The organism is Bradyrhizobium betae (assembly GCF_004123905.1).
GTDB classification, from domain to species: domain Bacteria; phylum Pseudomonadota; class Alphaproteobacteria; order Rhizobiales; family Xanthobacteraceae; genus Bradyrhizobium; species Bradyrhizobium betae_A.
On record NZ_MZXW01000042.1, the window covers coordinates 40,366 to 56,641 of the forward strand.

16 protein-coding genes are annotated in these 16,276 nt (G+C 64.5%); 8 read left to right on the top strand and 8 right to left on the bottom strand.

Annotated elements, in window-relative coordinates; translation table 11 throughout:
* Positions 1–26 precede the first annotated feature (26 nt).
* The 4 genes from B5V03_RS30870 to B5V03_RS30885 are packed head-to-tail and all read left to right on the top strand — an operon-like array spanning position 27 to position 4,701.
* A complete protein-coding gene (locus B5V03_RS30870) occupies positions 27–1,118 on the top strand; it encodes an ABC transporter ATP-binding protein (protein WP_129274171.1) in 1,092 nt (363 codons plus the stop codon).
* 11 nt (positions 1,119–1,129) lie between these two features.
* Entirely contained in the window at positions 1,130–2,887 is a 1,758-nt protein-coding gene (locus tag B5V03_RS30875; protein ID WP_129274213.1) for an ABC transporter permease subunit, read from the top strand.
* 32 nt (positions 2,888–2,919) lie between these two features.
* Positions 2,920–3,825 (top strand): 4-hydroxy-tetrahydrodipicolinate synthase, encoded by a 906-nt coding sequence (dapA, locus tag B5V03_RS30880; protein WP_129274172.1) that lies wholly within the window; start codon positions 2,920–2,922, stop codon positions 3,823–3,825.
* 12 nt (positions 3,826–3,837) lie between these two features.
* Positions 3,838–4,701: an IclR family transcriptional regulator gene (locus B5V03_RS30885; RefSeq protein WP_129274173.1), complete on the top strand. Its 864-nt coding sequence runs from the start codon at positions 3,838–3,840 to the stop codon at positions 4,699–4,701.
* A 209-nt stretch (positions 4,702–4,910) separates the two neighbouring features.
* Here B5V03_RS30885 and B5V03_RS30890 read toward each other — a convergent pair whose 3' ends face one another.
* The 3 genes from B5V03_RS30890 to B5V03_RS30900 all read right to left on the bottom strand — a co-directional run bounded on the left by B5V03_RS30890 (position 4,911) and on the right by B5V03_RS30900 (position 8,287).
* Entirely contained in the window at positions 4,911–6,011 is a 1,101-nt protein-coding gene (locus B5V03_RS30890; RefSeq protein WP_129274174.1) for an alkene reductase, read from the bottom strand.
* A gap of 178 nt (positions 6,012–6,189) precedes the next feature.
* A complete protein-coding gene (locus tag B5V03_RS30895; RefSeq protein WP_129274175.1) occupies positions 6,190–6,693 on the bottom strand; it encodes a DUF1993 domain-containing protein in 504 nt (167 codons plus the stop codon).
* A 292-nt stretch (positions 6,694–6,985) separates the two neighbouring features.
* On the bottom strand, positions 6,986–8,287 hold the full coding sequence (locus tag B5V03_RS30900; RefSeq protein ID WP_129274176.1) for a lytic murein transglycosylase: 1,302 nt from the start codon (positions 8,285–8,287) through the stop codon (positions 6,986–6,988).
* Between the two features lie 177 nt (positions 8,288–8,464).
* Between B5V03_RS30900 and htpX the strand changes: the two genes are divergently transcribed.
* Together htpX and B5V03_RS30910 are read left to right on the top strand one after the other, a co-directional pair.
* Positions 8,465–9,421: a zinc metalloprotease HtpX gene (gene htpX, locus B5V03_RS30905; protein WP_129274177.1), complete on the top strand. Its 957-nt coding sequence runs from the start codon at positions 8,465–8,467 to the stop codon at positions 9,419–9,421.
* A gap of 134 nt (positions 9,422–9,555) precedes the next feature.
* The gene (locus B5V03_RS30910; RefSeq protein ID WP_206736208.1) at positions 9,556–10,179 is read left to right on the top strand and encodes a tetratricopeptide repeat protein; all 624 of its coding nucleotides are present in this window, start codon (positions 9,556–9,558) and stop codon (positions 10,177–10,179) included.
* A 54-nt stretch (positions 10,180–10,233) separates the two neighbouring features.
* On the opposite strand, the gene B5V03_RS30915 is transcribed toward B5V03_RS30910, so the two are convergent.
* Both B5V03_RS30915 and B5V03_RS30920 read right to left on the bottom strand, forming a co-directional pair.
* The gene (locus tag B5V03_RS30915; protein ID WP_129274179.1) at positions 10,234–10,581 is read right to left on the bottom strand and encodes a hypothetical protein; all 348 of its coding nucleotides are present in this window, start codon (positions 10,579–10,581) and stop codon (positions 10,234–10,236) included.
* A gap of 162 nt (positions 10,582–10,743) precedes the next feature.
* Entirely contained in the window at positions 10,744–11,550 is an 807-nt protein-coding gene (locus tag B5V03_RS30920; RefSeq protein WP_129274180.1) for a hypothetical protein, read from the bottom strand.
* Between the two features lie 228 nt (positions 11,551–11,778).
* Between B5V03_RS30920 and B5V03_RS41760 the strand changes: the two genes are divergently transcribed.
* A complete protein-coding gene (locus tag B5V03_RS41760; RefSeq protein WP_164988405.1) occupies positions 11,779–12,072 on the top strand; it encodes an antibiotic biosynthesis monooxygenase in 294 nt (97 codons plus the stop codon).
* An 84-nt stretch (positions 12,073–12,156) separates the two neighbouring features.
* Here B5V03_RS41760 and B5V03_RS30930 read toward each other — a convergent pair whose 3' ends face one another.
* From B5V03_RS30930 to B5V03_RS30940, 3 genes are all read right to left on the bottom strand, one after another.
* Positions 12,157–12,618: a hypothetical protein gene (locus B5V03_RS30930; RefSeq protein WP_129274181.1), complete on the bottom strand. Its 462-nt coding sequence runs from the start codon at positions 12,616–12,618 to the stop codon at positions 12,157–12,159.
* Positions 12,619–12,629: 11 nt separating this feature from the next.
* A complete protein-coding gene (locus B5V03_RS30935) occupies positions 12,630–12,848 on the bottom strand; it encodes a hypothetical protein (RefSeq protein WP_129274182.1) in 219 nt (72 codons plus the stop codon).
* Positions 12,849–12,945: 97 nt separating this feature from the next.
* Entirely contained in the window at positions 12,946–14,391 is a 1,446-nt protein-coding gene (locus B5V03_RS30940; protein WP_129274183.1) for a helix-turn-helix domain-containing protein, read from the bottom strand.
* A 234-nt stretch (positions 14,392–14,625) separates the two neighbouring features.
* Here B5V03_RS30940 and B5V03_RS30945 point away from each other — a divergent pair, with 234 nt between their 5' ends.
* The gene (locus B5V03_RS30945; protein ID WP_129274184.1) at positions 14,626–16,260 is read left to right on the top strand and encodes an isocitrate lyase; all 1,635 of its coding nucleotides are present in this window, start codon (positions 14,626–14,628) and stop codon (positions 16,258–16,260) included.
* Positions 16,261–16,276: the final 16 nt, after the last annotated feature.

The following is a 16,276-nucleotide window of genomic DNA, read 5'->3' on the forward strand; positions in this document are numbered from 1 at the left end:
CCGGATCAAACCGATCGGGGCGGCCCATGGTCTCGTCGAGCCTGCGCATTCACGAGCTGTGCAAGCACTATGGCGATTTCGTCGCGCTGGCGCCGACCAGCCTCGACGTCGCCAAGGGCGAATTCCTGACGCTGCTCGGCCCGTCGGGATCGGGCAAGACGACGATGCTCAGCCTGATCGCGGGGTTGGCCCATCCCGACGCGGGGCGGATCCTGATCGACGACACCGACGTCACGCATAGTCCTGCCTATGCGCGCGACATCGGCGTCGTATTTCAGAACTACGCGCTGTTTCCTCACATGACGATCGAGGACAACATCGCGTTTCCGCTGAAGATGCGGAAGGTCGCCGACGCCGAGGCGCGCCGGCGCACCGCCGAGGCGCTGGAGACGGTGCACCTGCCGCACGTTGCCAAGCGCTATCCGCGCGAATTGTCCGGCGGCCAGCAGCAGCGCATCGCGCTGGCGCGCTGTATCGTCTATCGCCCCGCGATCATCCTGATGGACGAGCCGTTAGGGGCGCTCGACAAGAAGCTGCGTGACCAGATGCAGCTCGAGATCAAGCGCATCCATCGCGAGCTCGGCACCACGATCGTCTACGTGACCCACGACCAGGAAGAGGCGATGACCATGTCGGATCGCATCTGCCTGATGAACGCGGGCGCGATCGAGCAGCTCGGCACGCCGCAGGATCTCTACTTCCGGCCGCGCTCGGTGTTCGTCGCCGACTTTCTCGGCGAGTCCAACCTGCTCAGCGCCACCGTGCGTGGCGTCGACGGCCAGGGGCTTGACATCGTCCTGACGGCGCAGGCCGCGGCTTCGCGCGCGGTCGGCAACGGCTCCCGTTTTGCTGCCGGAGAGCCGATCAAGGTCATGGTGCGCCCGCAGAACCTCGTGGTGGCCGAGGCGGGCGGCGGCCAGCTGTCCGGCCGGATCATGGACGTGATGATCAGCGGCAGCCTGACGCGGCTCTACATTGCGCCGGAGACGGCGGGCCTGCCGCAGCTCGTTGCCGCGCATCCGACCCGCAGCGGCTCGGCGCCCTACGAGATTGGTCAGCGTCTGTCGCTCGGATGGCATGCGGCGGACGCCGTCGCCATCCACGACGGGGGGATCTGAGCTTGGCCGGCATGCGCGCGATATCGCGAAGGCTGGCCTGGACGCGGGCTGCGATGGGCGCGCCGCTGGTGTTGCTGCTCGTGCTGTTCCTGGTCTATCCCGTCGGCCAGTTGCTGCTGCTCAGCGTCTACGGCGACAATGGTTTCACGCTCGCGCCCTATCGCCAGCTCTTTGCCTCATCGGTCTATCTCGACGTTCTCCTGATCACGCTGAAAATATCGCTGGCGACCACGCTGGTCTGCGTCGTCGCGGGCTATCCGATCGCCTATCTGATCTCGGTCGTCGGCAAGGAGCGCAAGGCGACGCTGCTGTTCTGGGTGCTGCTGTCGTTCTGGACCAGCTTCCTGGTCCGCGCCTTCGCCTGGATCGTGCTGCTCGGCCGCAACGGCGTCATCAACAAGACGCTGATCTCGCTCGGCATCATCTCGAGCCCCGCCAGCCTGCTCTACAATTTCGGCAGCGTCCTCGTCGGCATGGTGAATGCGCTGCTCCCGCTCGCCGTGCTGACCATGCTCTCGGTGATGGAGAACATCGACCGCACCTTGCCGCGCGCGGCCGCAACGCTCGGGGCGCGGCCGGGCATGGCGTTCTGGAAGATCTATTTTCCGCTGTCGCTGCCCGGCGTCGCCGCGGCGGGGATCATGGTGTTTGTCACCGCGATCGGCTTCTTCATCGTGCCGGCGCTGCTCGGCGGGCGCCGCGAGACCATGATCACGCAGCTGATCATCGACCAGGTCCAGCAGACCATGAACTGGGGTTTTGCCGGCGCGATCTCGGTGCTGCTGCTGGTCGTCGTCCTCGTCGTCTTTGCCGCCTATGACCGGCTGCTCGGCCTGTCGACCATGACCGGCGCATCTGCACCGCGCAACGCGGCGCCGTCCCGTTTGTCGGGGCCGGTCCAGAAGGCGGGCGATGCGCTCCTCGCGCTGCTCGGCGCGATCTCCGACCGCATCCTTCTGCTGCTGCCGTCGCGCCGTCGCGACCGCAATCCCGATCAGGCCGGCATGGGTTTGCAGGCCTTCGTCTGGACCATGCTGCTGATCATCAGCGCGCCGACCATCCTGATGATCCCGCTGTCGTTCGGCACCGGCGGCCTCAACTGGCCGCCGCAGGGCTTTACCCTGCATTGGTATGAGACGGTGTTGAATTCGCCGCTCTGGACCCAGGCCGTGCTGCGTTCGCTGCTGGTCGGAATCGGCACCGGGGTGCTCGCCATGCTGATCGGCACGCCGGCCGCGTTCCTGCTGGTGCGCAGCGAGATCCCAGGCAAAGCGGCTTGGCTCGCCTTCATCCTGTCGCCGATCGTGGTGCCGCGCATGATCATCGCGGTCGGCCTGTTCTACGTCTTCGCGCAGATGGGCCTCGTCGGCAGCGCCGTCGGCCTCGTTCTCGGCCACACCGTCGTTGCCGTGCCCTACGTTGTGATGACCATGATGGCCGTGCTGCGCAATTACGACACCCGGCTCGACCATGCCGCGCAGAGCCTCGGTGCGCGCCCATTCGCGACGCTGCGCTACGTCACCTTCCCGATTCTCGGCGCCGGCATGATGTCGTCGTTCCTGTTCGCCTTCGCGACCTCGTTCGACGAGCTCACCATCGCGCTGTTTGCGACCGGTGGCCTCAACGCGACACTGCCCAAGCAGTTCTGGGACGAGGTGACGCTTCAGGTCTCGCCCGCGATCGCCGCCGTCTCGACCTGCCTGTTCGTTTTCATGGGGCTGCTGATCTTCGTCGCCGAACGCCTGCGCCGGCGTGCTGCCGCGAGATAGCCGTCCCGCTTCCCAACCAGAGGTTCTTCATCATGCTCACTGCCAATCGCCTCCAGGGCCTGTTCCCGGCCATTCCGACCCCGGTCAAGGCCGACGACACCATCGATGCCGGCGCGGTCGCGGCGATGTTCACCTGGCTCAACAAGCAGGGGATCGACGGCGTGGTGCCGCTCGGTGGCACCGGCGAATATGGCGCGCTGGCCCGCGCCGAGCGCATCAAGATGGCGGGCCTGTCGGTGAAGGCGATGGCGGGCAAGGGCCCGGTCATTGCCGGCGTGCTCGACACCGGTTTCCACGATGCCCTTCAGGCCGGTCGTGAATTCGCAGCCGAGGGCGTGGACGGCCTGCTCGTGCTTACGCCATACTACACCAACCCGACTCAGGCCGGCATTCGCGACTATTTCTTGCGCTATGCCGATGCCTCGCCCGTGCCCGTCCTGATCTACGAGATTCCCTATCGCACCCGGATCGCGATCGAGCCCAAGATCCTGCATGAGCTCTCCAGGCATCCCAACATCATCGGCATGAAGGCCTGTAACCTCGACATGTATCATTTCCTCCAGGTCGTGGCGGGCGTCGACGAGAGCTTTGCGGTGCTGAGCGGCGAGGACAGCCTGTTTCCGCTGCATCTGGCGGCGGGCGCGAAGGGCGGCATCATCGTCACCGCGTGCCTATTGCCGCGCGCCTGGCGCCAAATCTACGAGGCTGCGACGGCCGGCAAGACCGCCGAAGCCCTCAGCCTCCATCGCAGGCTGATTCCGCTGATGAACATGGCGTTTGCCGAGACCAATCCGGGACCGATGAAGGCGGTGATGGATCTCGTTGGCGTCGAGGCGCCGCGTATGCTGGCGCCGCTGGTGCAGCCCGCCCCGGCGCTGGTCGCGTCCCTCCGCGCCGAGCTCGGCCGGCAGCTGGCGATCTCGGAAGGGCTTGCTTGAGAGGATGGCAGCATGGCGCGTAGCAGCCGGGGCGGGACTGGCCGCACCGTGAAGGCCGCGAAGAAGAGCGGTGAGGACGATGCAGAGAAGGGTGCCGAGCAGCGCTCGTCGCTGTTCGTCGGCTCGACGGAGAAAGCGTTCCAGGTCCTGCATGCCTTCGACGGACCGCAGCGCCACATGACGCTGGCCGACATCGCGCGCGCGGCGGATCTCGACCGCAGCGCCACCCAGCGCCTGGTCTACACGCTGGAGACACTCGGCTATCTCAAGCGGATCGAGGGTACGCGCAATTACGGCCTGACCTCGAAGGTGCTCCAGTTCTCGCACAGCTATCTCAAGGCCAACGACCTGATCGACCGGGCCTCGCCCTATCTGCTCGAGATCAGCCGCAATCTCGGCGAGACGACCAATCTGCACGAGCTGGATGGCCACGAGGTCGTCTTCGTGGCACGCTTTCCGGGTGCCCACCTCATCAACATCGACATCGTGATCGGCAGCCGGTTGCCGACCTTCTTCACGGCGTCGGGCACCGCGATCCTGTCGGCACTGCCCGAGGAGGAGCGGCTCGATCTTTTGAAGCGGACACCGCTCGCGCCGCTGACGCCCTTCACGGTGACCGACCCGAAGGCGCTGCTGGAGCGCGTCCGCGTGGCGGCCCAACGTGGATATGCCGTCATCATGAACGAGACCGTCATGGGCGACATCTCGGTCGCCGCTCCCATCATCGACGAGCACGGCCGTGCGGTAGCGGCGATCAACATCTCGGTGCCGACGACGCGATGGACCAAAGAGCGCGCCGAGGCCGAGCTGGCGCAGCACGTCCACGTCGCGGCGACCTCGATCTCGAAGTCAAAGTTCAACCGCTACGCCGCCTGAGGGCGGCTGCGGGCAACAAAAAAGGCCGGGAGCGATCCCGGCCTTTTTATTTGCGAGTTTGGTGTGCTGTTTCAACGCCGTCATTGCGAGCGAAGCGAAGCAATCCAGAATCTTTCCACGGAGGCAGTCTGGATTGTTTCGTCGCATCAGTGCAAAATTGCTTCGCAATTTTGTCACGGGCTCCCCGCAATGACGAGGAGGGAGCGCAGCTACTCCGCCGGCTCAGCCGCGAGCGCCGGATAGTCCGTATACCCCTTCGCGCCGCCGCCGTAGAACGTGTTCTTGTCCCAGTCGTTCAGCGCCGCGCCTGCCTTCAGGCGCTCGACGAGATCGGGGTTGGAAATGAACGGCTTGCCGAAGGCGATGAGATCGGCCGCGTTCGCGTCCAGCACCTTGGTGGCGAGATCAAAGTCATAGCCGTTGTTGGCGATGTAGGCGCCGGCAAAGCGCTTGCGGATGCCCGCATAGTCGAACGGTGCGATGTCGCGCGGGCCGCCGGTGGCGCCCTCGACGACGTGGAGATAGACCAGCTTCAGCGCGCTGAGGCCGTCGACGATATGGTTGTACAAGGCTTGAGGGTTTGAGTCTGAGATATCGTTGGCAGGCGTCACCGGCGAGATGCGGATGCCGGTGCGATCGGCGCCGGCTTCAGTCGCGACGGCCTTGGACACTTCCAGCATCAGCCGCGCGCGGTTCTCGATGGAGCCGCCATAGGCGTCGGTGCGCTTGTTGGTGCCGTCCTTGGCGAATTGCTCAAGCAGATAGCCATTGGCACCATGAATCTCGACACCGTCGAATCCGGCTTCGAGCGCATTCTTCGTGGCGCGCTTGAAGTCGTCGATAATCCCTGGAATTTCGGAGAGCTCGAGCGCGCGAGGCTCGGAGACGTCGGCAAAGCCGCCGTTGACGAAAGTCTTGCCCTTGGCGCGGATCGCGCTCGGCGCCACAGGCGCTGCGCCATTGGCCTGGAGATCGACATGCGAGATGCGGCCGACATGCCAGAGCTGGATGAAGATCTTGCCGCCGCGCTCATGCACCTGGTCGGTGACCTTGCGCCAGCCCGCGACCTGCTCCTTGCTGTAGATGCCGGGCGTGTCCTGGTAGCCCTGACCCTGCTGCGAGACTTGGCTTGCTTCGGTAATCAGAAGTCCTGCGGAGGCGCGCTGGGCGTAGTAATCGGCGGCGAGCGCGCCGGGTACGAATGTGCCGGGAACGGCGCGGTTGCGCGTTAGCGGCGCCATCACGAGGCGGTTGGCCAGCGTGATCGGGCCGAGCTTATAAGTCTCAAGCAATTTGGTCGAACGGCTCATGGGATGCTTCCAGGCGATGAGAGGTCCGGAACACTTGTGCATCGCGGCAATCAGCGCAAGGGACGAGCCATACGGAAAGTGCAGGCGAGCTACGCGGCAAGGACCGCGTAGCATAATTCATGTGCAATCCCGGCTACGGCAGCGCATTTCTGCTGCTGTCGCCGTGCGATTTGACAACTCAGTTCTGGCCCATGAAATCACGCTTGCCGATCTCGACGCCGTTGTGGCGCAGAATGCCGTGGGCGGTCGCGGCGTGGAAATAGAAGTTCGGCAGCGAGAACGCGCTGAGGAATTGCTGGCCCTTCAAGGTGGTGGTTTTGTCCGGCCCGGTCGGGAAGGTGACGTCCTTGGTATCGGCGCCCTCGAACTGCTCCGGCTTGAACGACTTCACATAGTCGATGGTCTTGGCCAGTCGCTGCTTCAATTCCGCAAAGTTGGTTTCGGTGTCGGGGTTCGAAGGCACTTCGCTATGGGTTAGCCGCGCGCAGCCCTTGGTGGCGAAATCGCTGACCAGCTGGATCTGCTTCGACAGCGGCAGCATGTCCGGGAAGAGGCGGGAGCCGAGCAACACGCTCGGGTCGATCTTTTTCGCCGCGCAATGCGCCTCCGCTTTCGTGAGCAGGCCGGTGAGGCTGTTCAGCATTTGCAGGTACGCAGGGGCGACGGCGTCGTAGAAGGACATGTGATGCTCGCTTGAATGGGTGGGAAATCTCAGGAGAAACCTGAGCCACTCACATGGGAGCCTCATGGAAAAATACAATCGCGGAAGCAGTGCGTGCAGTGCGAAAATTCTACCGCATCGGCTGGTGGTGCTGTCGCCGCCACATTCTCGCGGTCATCGCCGCCACAACCTCCGGTGTCATCGCCCGGCTTGACCGGGCGATCCAGTATTCCAGAGGCGGCTGTGATTGGACCTCGACGCCGCGGCGTACTGGATGCCCCGCTTTCGCGGGGCATGACTACGGATAGATTATTTATCGGATTGTCGCCGCCGGCTGCGCCTGCGCGGTGCCGCCGCGCATCCGTGCCAGCAGCTCGGCGGTCGGCCAGGAATCCGCCGGCAGGCCATATTTGATCTGCATCGCTTTCACCGCGGCGCGGCTCTGCTGGCCCAGCACGCCGTCGACCTTGCCGACATTGAAGCCGGCCTGGACCAGAAGCTGCTGCAATTGCTTGAGCTCGTTGAACGGCAGCTGCGCGACCGGTGTGGTCGGCTTGCGCATCGGCGCGGCGCCCGCGATGCGGGTGGCGAGATAGCCCGCGGTGGTCGAATAGATCAGCGAGTTATTCCACTCGGTATAGGCCGCGAAATTCGCATAGGCCATGAAGGCCGGACCAAAACGTCCCATCGGCAGCAGCACGGAGGAGGCAAGATTGTCGTTCGGCAGCGGCCGGCCGTCGGGATAGGTGACGCCAAGCTGGCTCCATTTCGAGCGCGGCAGCTGCACCGTGAGGTCGGTCTGATCCCACGGCAGGTTCTGCGGCACCTTGATCTCCTCCAGCCACGGCTCGCCGCGCCGCCATTTCAAGCCGTTGGCGATGTAGTTCGCGGTCGAGCCGATCACGTCGTTCTCGCTGCGCAGGAGATCGCGCCGGCCGTCGCCGTCATAGTCGACGGCGTAGTTGACGTAGTGCACGGGCAAAAACTGCGTCTGCCCGAGCTCGCCGGCCCAGGAGCCGACCATCTCGTCGGGTGTGAGATCGCCGCGGTCGATGATCTTCAGCGCGGCGATGGTCTCGTTCACGAACATCTCCGAGCGCCGGCAGTCATAGGCCAGCGACACCAGCGATTTCAGCGTCGGCAGATTGCCCATGTTGATGCCGAAATCGCTCTCCAGCCCCCAGAACGCAGCGATCACTGCCGGCGGCACGCCATATTCCTTTTCGGCGCGCGCGAATGCTGCCGCGTGGGCCTTGATGTGCTGCTGGCCGTTCTGCATGCGATAGGGCGCGGCCATGCGGCCCGCAAATTCGGTGAAGAGCTGGCCGAACACGCGCTGGCCGCGGTCGCGATTGACGATGCCCTGGTCGTAGACGAGGTAGGGCGATGCCTCCGAGATCGTTCGCTGCGAGACGCCGGCAGCCACCGCCTGTTGCTTCACGTCGGCGAGGAAGCGATCGAAGCTCGCCCCGTTATGGCACGACGCCGCGCGCGGCGAGGGGACGGTGGTCCTGGGTGCGGCGGACTTTGTCGGGGGCGGTACGAACTGGGCGGAGGCGGGAAGGGCGAGCGTGAGCAGAGCGGCGGCCGCGATCGCAAATCGGGTCTGGAGCATGGGGTTTCCGGAGGGAGGAGACGCTTGGATTCTTGACGAACTTTAATGGAATGATCGGATTCAAACCAGTGCCGCGGCCCCGCGACGCACCTTGAAACCTTGCGGCCGGGCCGGGGTCATCCCTACCTGAGGTGTGCCGGCCAAAGGTTTGCCCGCGGCCGCCCCTGGGAGACGGCCATGAACTATCTTCGGACCGCAATGCTGCTCGCAGGCCTCACCGCCCTGTTCATGGGCGTGGGCTATCTGATCGGCGGTGCCGCTGGCGCCATGATCGCGCTTGTCATTGCCGCGGCGACCAATCTCTTCACCTACTGGAACTCCGACCGCGCGGTGCTCTCGATGTACGGCGCCCATGAGGTCGACCGCGCGAGTGCGCCGGAACTGGTCGGGCTCGTGGCCGAGCTTGCGGGCCGCGCCGGTCTGCCGATGCCGCGCGTGTTCGTGATGGACGAGGCACAACCGAACGCGTTCGCGACCGGGCGCAATCCCGAGAATGCCGCGGTGGCCGTCACCACCGGCCTGATGCAACAGCTCAGCCGCGAGGAGCTTGCCGGCGTGATCGCGCACGAGCTTGCTCATGTCAAAAATCACGACACGCTGCTGATGACCATTACCGCGACCATCGCCGGCGCGATCTCCATGCTGGCGCAGTTCGGCATGTTCTTCGGCGGCCACCGCGACAACAACGGCCCGGGCATCGTCGGCTCGATCCTGATGATGATCCTGGCGCCGCTCGGCGCCATGCTGGTGCAGATGGCGATCAGCCGCACCCGCGAATATGCCGCGGACGATCTCGGCGGACGCATCGTGGGACAGCCGATGTGGCTGGCGTCGGCGCTGCTGAAGATCGAGGGCGCCGCGCGTCAGGTCCCGAACTTCGAGGCGGAGCGCAATCCCGCGACCGCGCATATGTTCATCATCAATCCGCTGTCGGGCCACGGCGTGGACAATCTGTTCACGACCCATCCCTCGACGCAGAATCGGATCGCGGCGCTCCAGCAGCTTGCAGCCGAGCTCGGCGCGCAGGCGGCGCCGTCGGTCGGCGCCAACGAGAACTATCCGCCGCAAGGACCGTGGGGCCGGTCGTCGTCTGGTGGTCCTTCTCCAGGTCCTTCCCGCGGTCCTTGGGGCTGATGGAACCCGCGGGGATTTGCGCGGGCTTTGTGACCTGGCGCACACAGGATCGTCGCGGCCGGTGTTAACACCTCGGCGTGACACTTCCTTCGAAAGGGGATGCGTGGCCGGCCCTCCGCCTGCCACCGTCGGAGATGACCAAAACTGCCGTACCATTGCTGATCGTCCTCGGCGTGCTCATTGGCCTGTCCACGCACACGGTCGTCAATTGCGGGGACGAGGACGAACCCGACATCTGCTCGGCCGTGATCGGCTTCTCGCCGCTCCGGGGCTCACTGATCGCCTTTGCCTATGAGGGGCGCGGGCGGATCGCGATGCGCCACGGCGACTTCAGGCGGGCGATCGCCGATTTCGACGAGGCCATCCACCTCAATCCCAACCGCGCCCAGCTCTATCGCGACCGCGCGCTGGCACGCCGGCAGAACGGCGACCTCGCGCTCGCCATCGAGGACTATGACGAGGCGATCGCGCATGAACCCAGGCTGGCCGCGCCCTATCACCAGCGTGGTCTGGCGCTCGCCGCCACCGGCGATCTCGATCGCGCGATCCTGAGCTACAACACGGCGGTCCGCCTCGACCCGTCCGATCCGCAGGCCCGCCTCGACCGCGGCCTCACGTTCCTCGCCCGCGGCCAGGCCGACGATGCCCGTGCCGATTTCGAGGCCGCGCTGGCGCTGCCGGCCGGCAAGGATGCGCGCACGCGCGAGGCGGCGCGCGCAAAACTCGCCGAGCTCACGAGTGCCGAGCCGCGGCGGTGAAAGGTGTTCTCCCTCGCCCCGTTCTTACGGGGAGAGGTGAAGGCACCTCGCGGGCTACTTCGCCTTCTTGGCTTTCGCTTTCTTCGCAGCTTTTTTCACCGGCTTCTCCTTCACCTTCTTCTCGACCTTCACCGCGACCGGCGTGCTGGCGGCGAGGCGCATGGCGCGGGCGTAGCTGTCGGCGACGTTGTCGGCGGACATCTGCAGGCGCTTGGCGGCGGCGGTGGCCTGCTCCAGCGTGGCCTTGGCCAACATCTTGAAGCGGTCGCCCGTCTCCTTGCTCTTGGCCTTGGCCGCGAGGCCGCTGAAGCGATCCCGCCGCTCCTTGGCGCGGGTCATCAGGCCCGTCTGCAGCTGTCTGGCCAGTTGCCGGATCACGACATCCAGGTCGGCGTCCGCCATGTTGTTCTATCCTCTTGAAAACAGGTATCGATGCGGGCGGGACTATGCAGATCGGGCCCCACCTTGGCAATTCCCGGCGGGGCGTCATCCGCAGCTTCCGGTCCCCAAAACAAAAAAGCCGCGCATTTTTCGCGCGGCTTTTGCGGTGGGTTGGCGGGCGCCTTATTTCAGCGAGGCAACCGGGCCGCTCGAGGCTGCCGGGTCGGGGTCGAAGCCGAACACGCCGACCAGATATTTGTAGTAATCCGGCATCTTCTCCTTGAGCGCCTCGCGCGACTTCGGATCGTGGAATTCGCTTTTTCCCGCCAGGAAGATGCTGGCGGTCACGGCGAAGAATTCCATGGGATTCTTCATCGCATAGGCTTCCTTGGGCAGGAGATCCTTGGACTTGGCATAGGCGTAATAGGTGATCACGCCCTTGTTGGCGTAGCCGTCCGGCAGCAGCCGCGCGTGATAGGCGTGAAGCAACTCGTGCAGCAGCACGGCTTCCTTCTCGTAGCGCATCATGTCCGGGCGCAGCATGATCACGCCGAGCCCCGAATCGACCGCGAGGTCGACGGCGTTCGGATTGCTCCAGCGCTGCTTGCCTGGATCCCAGACGGTCAGCGTCCGCGGAGCGGTGCGCTGGATGTCCGGCGTCACCCGGCCGTAGCACGCGGTCGCAGCGCCTTCATCGAGGCAGGCCAGCTCGCTCGCGACGATCGGAACGGTGTGGAAGAAGCGCAGCACGCGGGGCGAGAGGCCGGAAGCCTCGACCACGTCGATCTGCTGCTTCAGGTTCTCGGTAAGCTTGTCGACATCCTTGCGGTCGCGGTTCTCGGAGATGTCGAACATGTAGCCGCGATAGCTCTGGAACCCCGGCGGCAGCGCTTGCGCGGCCTCGCCTGACGCATCGAGCGATCCGGCATTGGATGGATTGGCAAAGAGCGCGCCGACGATGGTCGCGGTCAGCAGCAACGCAATGCGCATGATGAACCCCCTGATGTCACTTCGCGCGGCAGGATAGGCCGCCGTTGTTTGCGAAAAGTGAGTGGGGCGAGACTAAGGCTGCGATGTTGAGGTGTGCTTAACCGTTGGTTGCAGATCGCGGAGGCGGATTAGGGGCGGGTTAACCAAGCGTGGATCGGCGGCGCGGTTCGGCGTAACATCCGCTCCGGGCACCAGGCCCGAAAGTCAGACAGCCGGTAGGAGGATGCCATGTATGCCGCCATCCGTCAGGCCAAGGCGAAAAGCGGGAGCGCGGAAGAGCTGGCGCGCCGCATCAAGGACGGCGCCGTTCCGATCATCAGCGACGTCGACGGTTTCCGCGCCTATTACGTGGTCTATGCCGGCGACGACACGGTGACCGCGATCTCGATCTTCGACAAGTTCGAGCAGGCGGAGGAAGCGAACCGGCGCGCCATCGCCTGGATCGAGAAGAATCTCGGCTCGCTGCTGGCAGGGCATGCGAGTGCCGCCGCGGGACCGGTGATCGTGCATACGCTGGCGTGAGCCCTTCGTCATTGCTGGCGACGAAACAATCCAGGCTGTCACTGTGGCAACCGTCCGGATTGCTTCGCTTCGCTCGGCGGCTCCTCAGCTGCCACGCAACGTGTTGCTAATTCTCGTCACGACACCGTCCCACTGCCGCTTCTCGGCTGCGGGATAGTTGATCAGCACGCAATGGACGTAATGACCGGAGAAGTTGCAGCGGTTGTACCAAATGGCATCGTGCTTGATGCTCGATACCACGAAGAAGCGAGGCGTGACGCGTTTGTAGATGATGCCGGGCGGCGGGTTCTTCCGGGCCAGGAAGCTGGCGGGGGACTCGCCGGTCGCCGGCACCGCCTGCACGGTCAGATCGGCGCTGCCGTCGGCCGAGCGGAGCCGTCGCCCGTAGCCGTCCGGCTTTCCGGAGTCCTCGGTGAAAATGGAGGTTGGAATGTCCACCGCGGTCCCGGTTTCCGGAATGCGGTAGGTGCTCCAGCTCTCGGCGTGCGCAACCGCGGAGGTGCAAAGCACATAAACGATCGCGGCAAAGCCCGTCTCCACTCTCATCCTTCACCTCATCATGTCCGTGGAGCGAGCTGTAGCTCCATCAGTGCGATCCGCTGCAGCACCGTGACATCGCGTTCGCCTGTACTGGCTGTACGGAGGATGGACTGAGCAAGCGCATCGACATGCATCGCATGGACTGGCTCGGGCAGGGTTGCGACCGCAGCCCGCAGTGCTGCGGTCATGATCGCGATCACGTCAGGAGCAAACGCCGCATTTGAAAAGTTTTCCATGTCCCGGATCGGCGGTGAGTACGCCGCGCCGCCTTTCTATCGATGCAACGTCGGGAAAAACCGGAAGTTCCCACGCAAACGGACAAGCGCGTCTTCCTCACAACTCCCTTGCATTCGAGAATGCGAAACTCGACACCCTTCTCGTCGTCTCGTCCAAAATCAGCGTGCGCGTGATCGGCGGCTCGGCGCGCTGGGCGCAGTTTTCGCGTTCGCAGAGGCGGCAGTTGACGCCGATCGGCGTGCCCTCGGTTTTCTCCAGATCGATGCCGGCCGCATAGACGAGGCGGGCGGCGTGGCGGATCTCGCAGCCGAGGCCGATGGCGAAGCGCGGCTGCGGCAGTGGATGCGGCGCCACGGGCCGGCGCACCATCTGCGCGATCGAAAAATAGCGCGTGCCGTCCGAGAGCTCGATCACCTGCTTGAGCAGGCGATCCGGCGTGTCGAAGGTCGAGTGCACGTTCCACAGCGGACAGGTGCCGCCGAACTTCGAGAACGGGAAGGTGCCGGAGGAGAAACGCTTCGAGACGTTGCCGGCATTGTCGACCCGCAGCAGAAAGAACGGAATGCCGCGCGCGTTCGGCCGCTGCAATGTGGTGAGCCGGTGGCAGACCTGCTCGAAGCCGGAATTGAAGCGCTGCGCCAGCACGTGGATATCGTAGTTCAAGGCTTCGGCCGCGGCGAGGAAAGCCGGGTAGGGCATCATCACGGCCGCTGCAAAATAATTGCCGAGCGTGATGCGGAACAGCCGCCGCGGCGCATCGTCGAGCGGGCCGGCGCGGCCGATGATGGTCTCCAGGGCTTGCGCGCATTCGCCCAGGCCCAGCTGGAAGGCAAGCTGGAACGCGCGGCCGGCCGGGTCGACCAGCTCCGAGATCAGCAACTGGCGGCGGTGGCGGTCGAAACGCCGCAACGTCTCGCGCATCACGTCCACCGGCATGATGCGGGTCTGGATCGAATGTTTTTCGCGCAGCCGCGCCGCCAGCGCCGCGTAAAGCCCCTCGGCCGGCACGTTCAGTTCATCGCGAAGGGTCTCCGCGGCCTGCTCGAGCTCCGGAAAATAGTTGCGGTTCGCCTCGATCAGCTCGCGCACGCGCTCGACCGGATTGGCCTCATAGCGCGTGCCGACGTCGCGGTCGGCCATTTGCGCGGCCGCCAGCGTCTCGCCCTGCCGGGCCTCGGTATAGGCGGCATAGAGCCGTTGCAGCGCATGGGTGACGCCGGGGCAGAGTTCGGCGAGGTCGCGCAGTTCCTGCTTGGGAACATCGATCTGGCGGAATAGCGGATCGGAGAAGATCTCGTTCAGCTCGGCGAAGAACCGGTCCTCGTCGGCGGTGGCGAGATCGCGCAAATCGAGGTCATAGGTCTCGGCCAGCCGCAGCAGGATTTGCGCCGTCACCGGGCGCTGGTTGCGCTCGATCAGGTTGACGTAGCTCGGCGAGATCCCGAGCCCCTCGGCGATCTGGGTCTGCGACAGGCCCAATTGCTGCCGGATCCGCCGGAAGCGCGGGCCGACGAACAGTTTCTTCCCGGACTCAGCGGGCATCTCTAGGTCTCCACAGGCATCAAGGACAGGCTTGCTGACCTATAAATTTACAAACATTACAAAATTACATCTATTACATGTTTTGATGTTACATGACATCACCATTCGAATACAAGGCCTCTATACGAACTTCCTGTTCTCGCGTTTAGCTCCTGACACGCATTTCGCGATGCACTGTCAAAAATGTCGATGAGAAGGCCGCCCGCCTTGTCGTCAGCGAAAAGGATCGAGCACATGAACTACCAGCCCCGTGGCATCAACACCCTCCAGGGTCCGGCGTCGTACCAGAGCGAGGTCGATGCGGCCCAGGCGCTCCTCGAGACGCAGCCGACCTGGAACGGGGTGGCGGCCGAGGCCGTCGCACGCATGCGCCTGCAGAACCGCTTCAAGACCGGCCTCGACATCGCCCGCTACACCGCGGCGCTGATGCGCAGCGACATGGCCGCCTATGATGCTGATCCCACCAAGTACACGCAGTCGCTGGGCTGCTGGCACGGCTTCATCGCCCAGCAGAAGCTGATCTCGGTCAAGAAGCATTTCGGCGGCAAGACCGATCGCCGCTATCTGTACCTGTCCGGCTGGATGATCGCGGCGCTGCGCTCCGAGTTCGGACCGCTACCCGACCAGTCCATGCACGAGAAGACCTCGGTGCCGGCGCTGATCGAAGAGCTCTACACCTTCCTGCGTCAGGCGGATTCCCGCGAGCTCAACGACATCTTCCGTCTCCTCGACAAGGCGCGCAAGGAAGGCGACAAGACCCGCGAGAAGGAGCTGATCGAGAAGATCGACAACTTCCAGACCCACGTCGTCCCCGTCATCGCCGACATCGACGCCGGCTTCGGCAACGCCGAGGCGACCTATCTGCTCGCCAAGAAGATGATCGAAGCGGGCGCCTGCGCGCTCCAGATCGAGAACCAGGTCTCGGACGAGAAGCAGTGCGGCCACCAGGACGGAAAGGTCACCGTGCCGCACGAGGTCTTCCTCGCGAAGATCCGTGCCTGCCGCCACGCGTTCCTCGAGCTCGGCATCGACGACGGAATCGTCGTGACCCGCACCGACTCGCTCGGCGCTGGTCTCACGCAGCAGATTGCCGTCAGCCACAAGCCCGGCGACATCGGCGACCAGTACAACAGCTTCCTCGATTGCGAGGAAATCACGCCCGAGAACGCCCGCAACGGTGATGTCATCATCAACCGCAACGGCAAGATGATGCGTCCGAAGCGCCTGCCCAGCAATCTCTACCAGTTCCGCGCCGGCACGGGCGAAGACCGCTGCGTGCTCGACAGCATCACCTCGCTGCAGAACGGTGCCGACCTGCTGTGGATCGAAACCGAGAAGCCGCATATCGAGCAGATCGCCAAGATGGTCGACCGCATCCGCAAGGTCGTCCCGAACGCGAAGCTCGCCTACAACAACTCGCCGTCGTTCAACTGGACGCTCAACTTCCGTTGGCAGGTCTACGACGCGATGAAGGAAGCGGGCAAGGATGTCAGCAAGTACAACCGTGCCGAGCTGATGAAGCAGGAATACGACGAGACGCCGCTGGCGATTGAAGCCGACGAGCGTATCCGTACCTTCCAGGCGGATTCGGCCAAGCGCGCCGGCATCTTCCACCATCTGATCACGTTGCCGACCTATCACACGGCCGCGCTGTCGACCGACAATCTCGCACGCGAATATTTCGGCGAGCAGGGCATGCTCGGCTACGTCAAGAACGTTCAGCGCGCCGAGATCCGTCAGGGCATTGCCTGCGCCAAGCATCAGAACATGGCCGGCTCCGACATCGGCGACGACCACAAGGAATACTTCGCGGGTGAGGCAGCCCTGAAGGCGGGCGGCGCCCACAACACGATGAACCAGTTCGGCTAACGCAGTTCGACAGGAG

Bases quoted from the DNA above. Each gene is read 5' to 3' on its own strand.
- B5V03_RS30890 (WP_129274174.1), bottom strand. From the start codon at position 6,011: ATGAGCCGTTCGACCAAATTGCTTGAGACTTATAAGCTCGGCCCGATC.
- B5V03_RS41760 (WP_164988405.1), top strand. From the start codon at position 11,779: ATGTATGCCGCCATCCGTCAGGCCAAGGCGAAAAGCGGGAGCGCGGAA.
- B5V03_RS30900 (WP_129274176.1), bottom strand. From the start codon at position 8,287: ATGCTCCAGACCCGATTTGCGATCGCGGCCGCCGCTCTGCTCACGCTC.
- B5V03_RS30910 (WP_206736208.1), top strand. From the start codon at position 9,556: ATGACCAAAACTGCCGTACCATTGCTGATCGTCCTCGGCGTGCTCATT.
- B5V03_RS30915 (WP_129274179.1), bottom strand. From the start codon at position 10,581: ATGGCGGACGCCGACCTGGATGTCGTGATCCGGCAACTGGCCAGACAG.
- B5V03_RS30920 (WP_129274180.1), bottom strand. From the start codon at position 11,550: ATGCGCATTGCGTTGCTGCTGACCGCGACCATCGTCGGCGCGCTCTTT.
- dapA (WP_129274172.1), top strand. From the start codon at position 2,920: ATGCTCACTGCCAATCGCCTCCAGGGCCTGTTCCCGGCCATTCCGACC.
- B5V03_RS30940 (WP_129274183.1), bottom strand. From the start codon at position 14,391: ATGCCCGCTGAGTCCGGGAAGAAACTGTTCGTCGGCCCGCGCTTCCGG.
- htpX (WP_129274177.1), top strand. From the start codon at position 8,465: ATGAACTATCTTCGGACCGCAATGCTGCTCGCAGGCCTCACCGCCCTG.
- B5V03_RS30885 (WP_129274173.1), top strand. From the start codon at position 3,838: ATGGCGCGTAGCAGCCGGGGCGGGACTGGCCGCACCGTGAAGGCCGCG.
- B5V03_RS30875 (WP_129274213.1), top strand. From the start codon at position 1,130: ATGCGCGCGATATCGCGAAGGCTGGCCTGGACGCGGGCTGCGATGGGC.
- B5V03_RS30945 (WP_129274184.1), top strand. From the start codon at position 14,626: ATGAACTACCAGCCCCGTGGCATCAACACCCTCCAGGGTCCGGCGTCG.
- B5V03_RS30895 (WP_129274175.1), bottom strand. From the start codon at position 6,693: ATGTCCTTCTACGACGCCGTCGCCCCTGCGTACCTGCAAATGCTGAAC.
- B5V03_RS30935 (WP_129274182.1), bottom strand. From the start codon at position 12,848: ATGGAAAACTTTTCAAATGCGGCGTTTGCTCCTGACGTGATCGCGATC.
- B5V03_RS30930 (WP_129274181.1), bottom strand. From the start codon at position 12,618: ATGAGAGTGGAGACGGGCTTTGCCGCGATCGTTTATGTGCTTTGCACC.
- B5V03_RS30870 (WP_129274171.1), top strand. From the start codon at position 27: ATGGTCTCGTCGAGCCTGCGCATTCACGAGCTGTGCAAGCACTATGGC.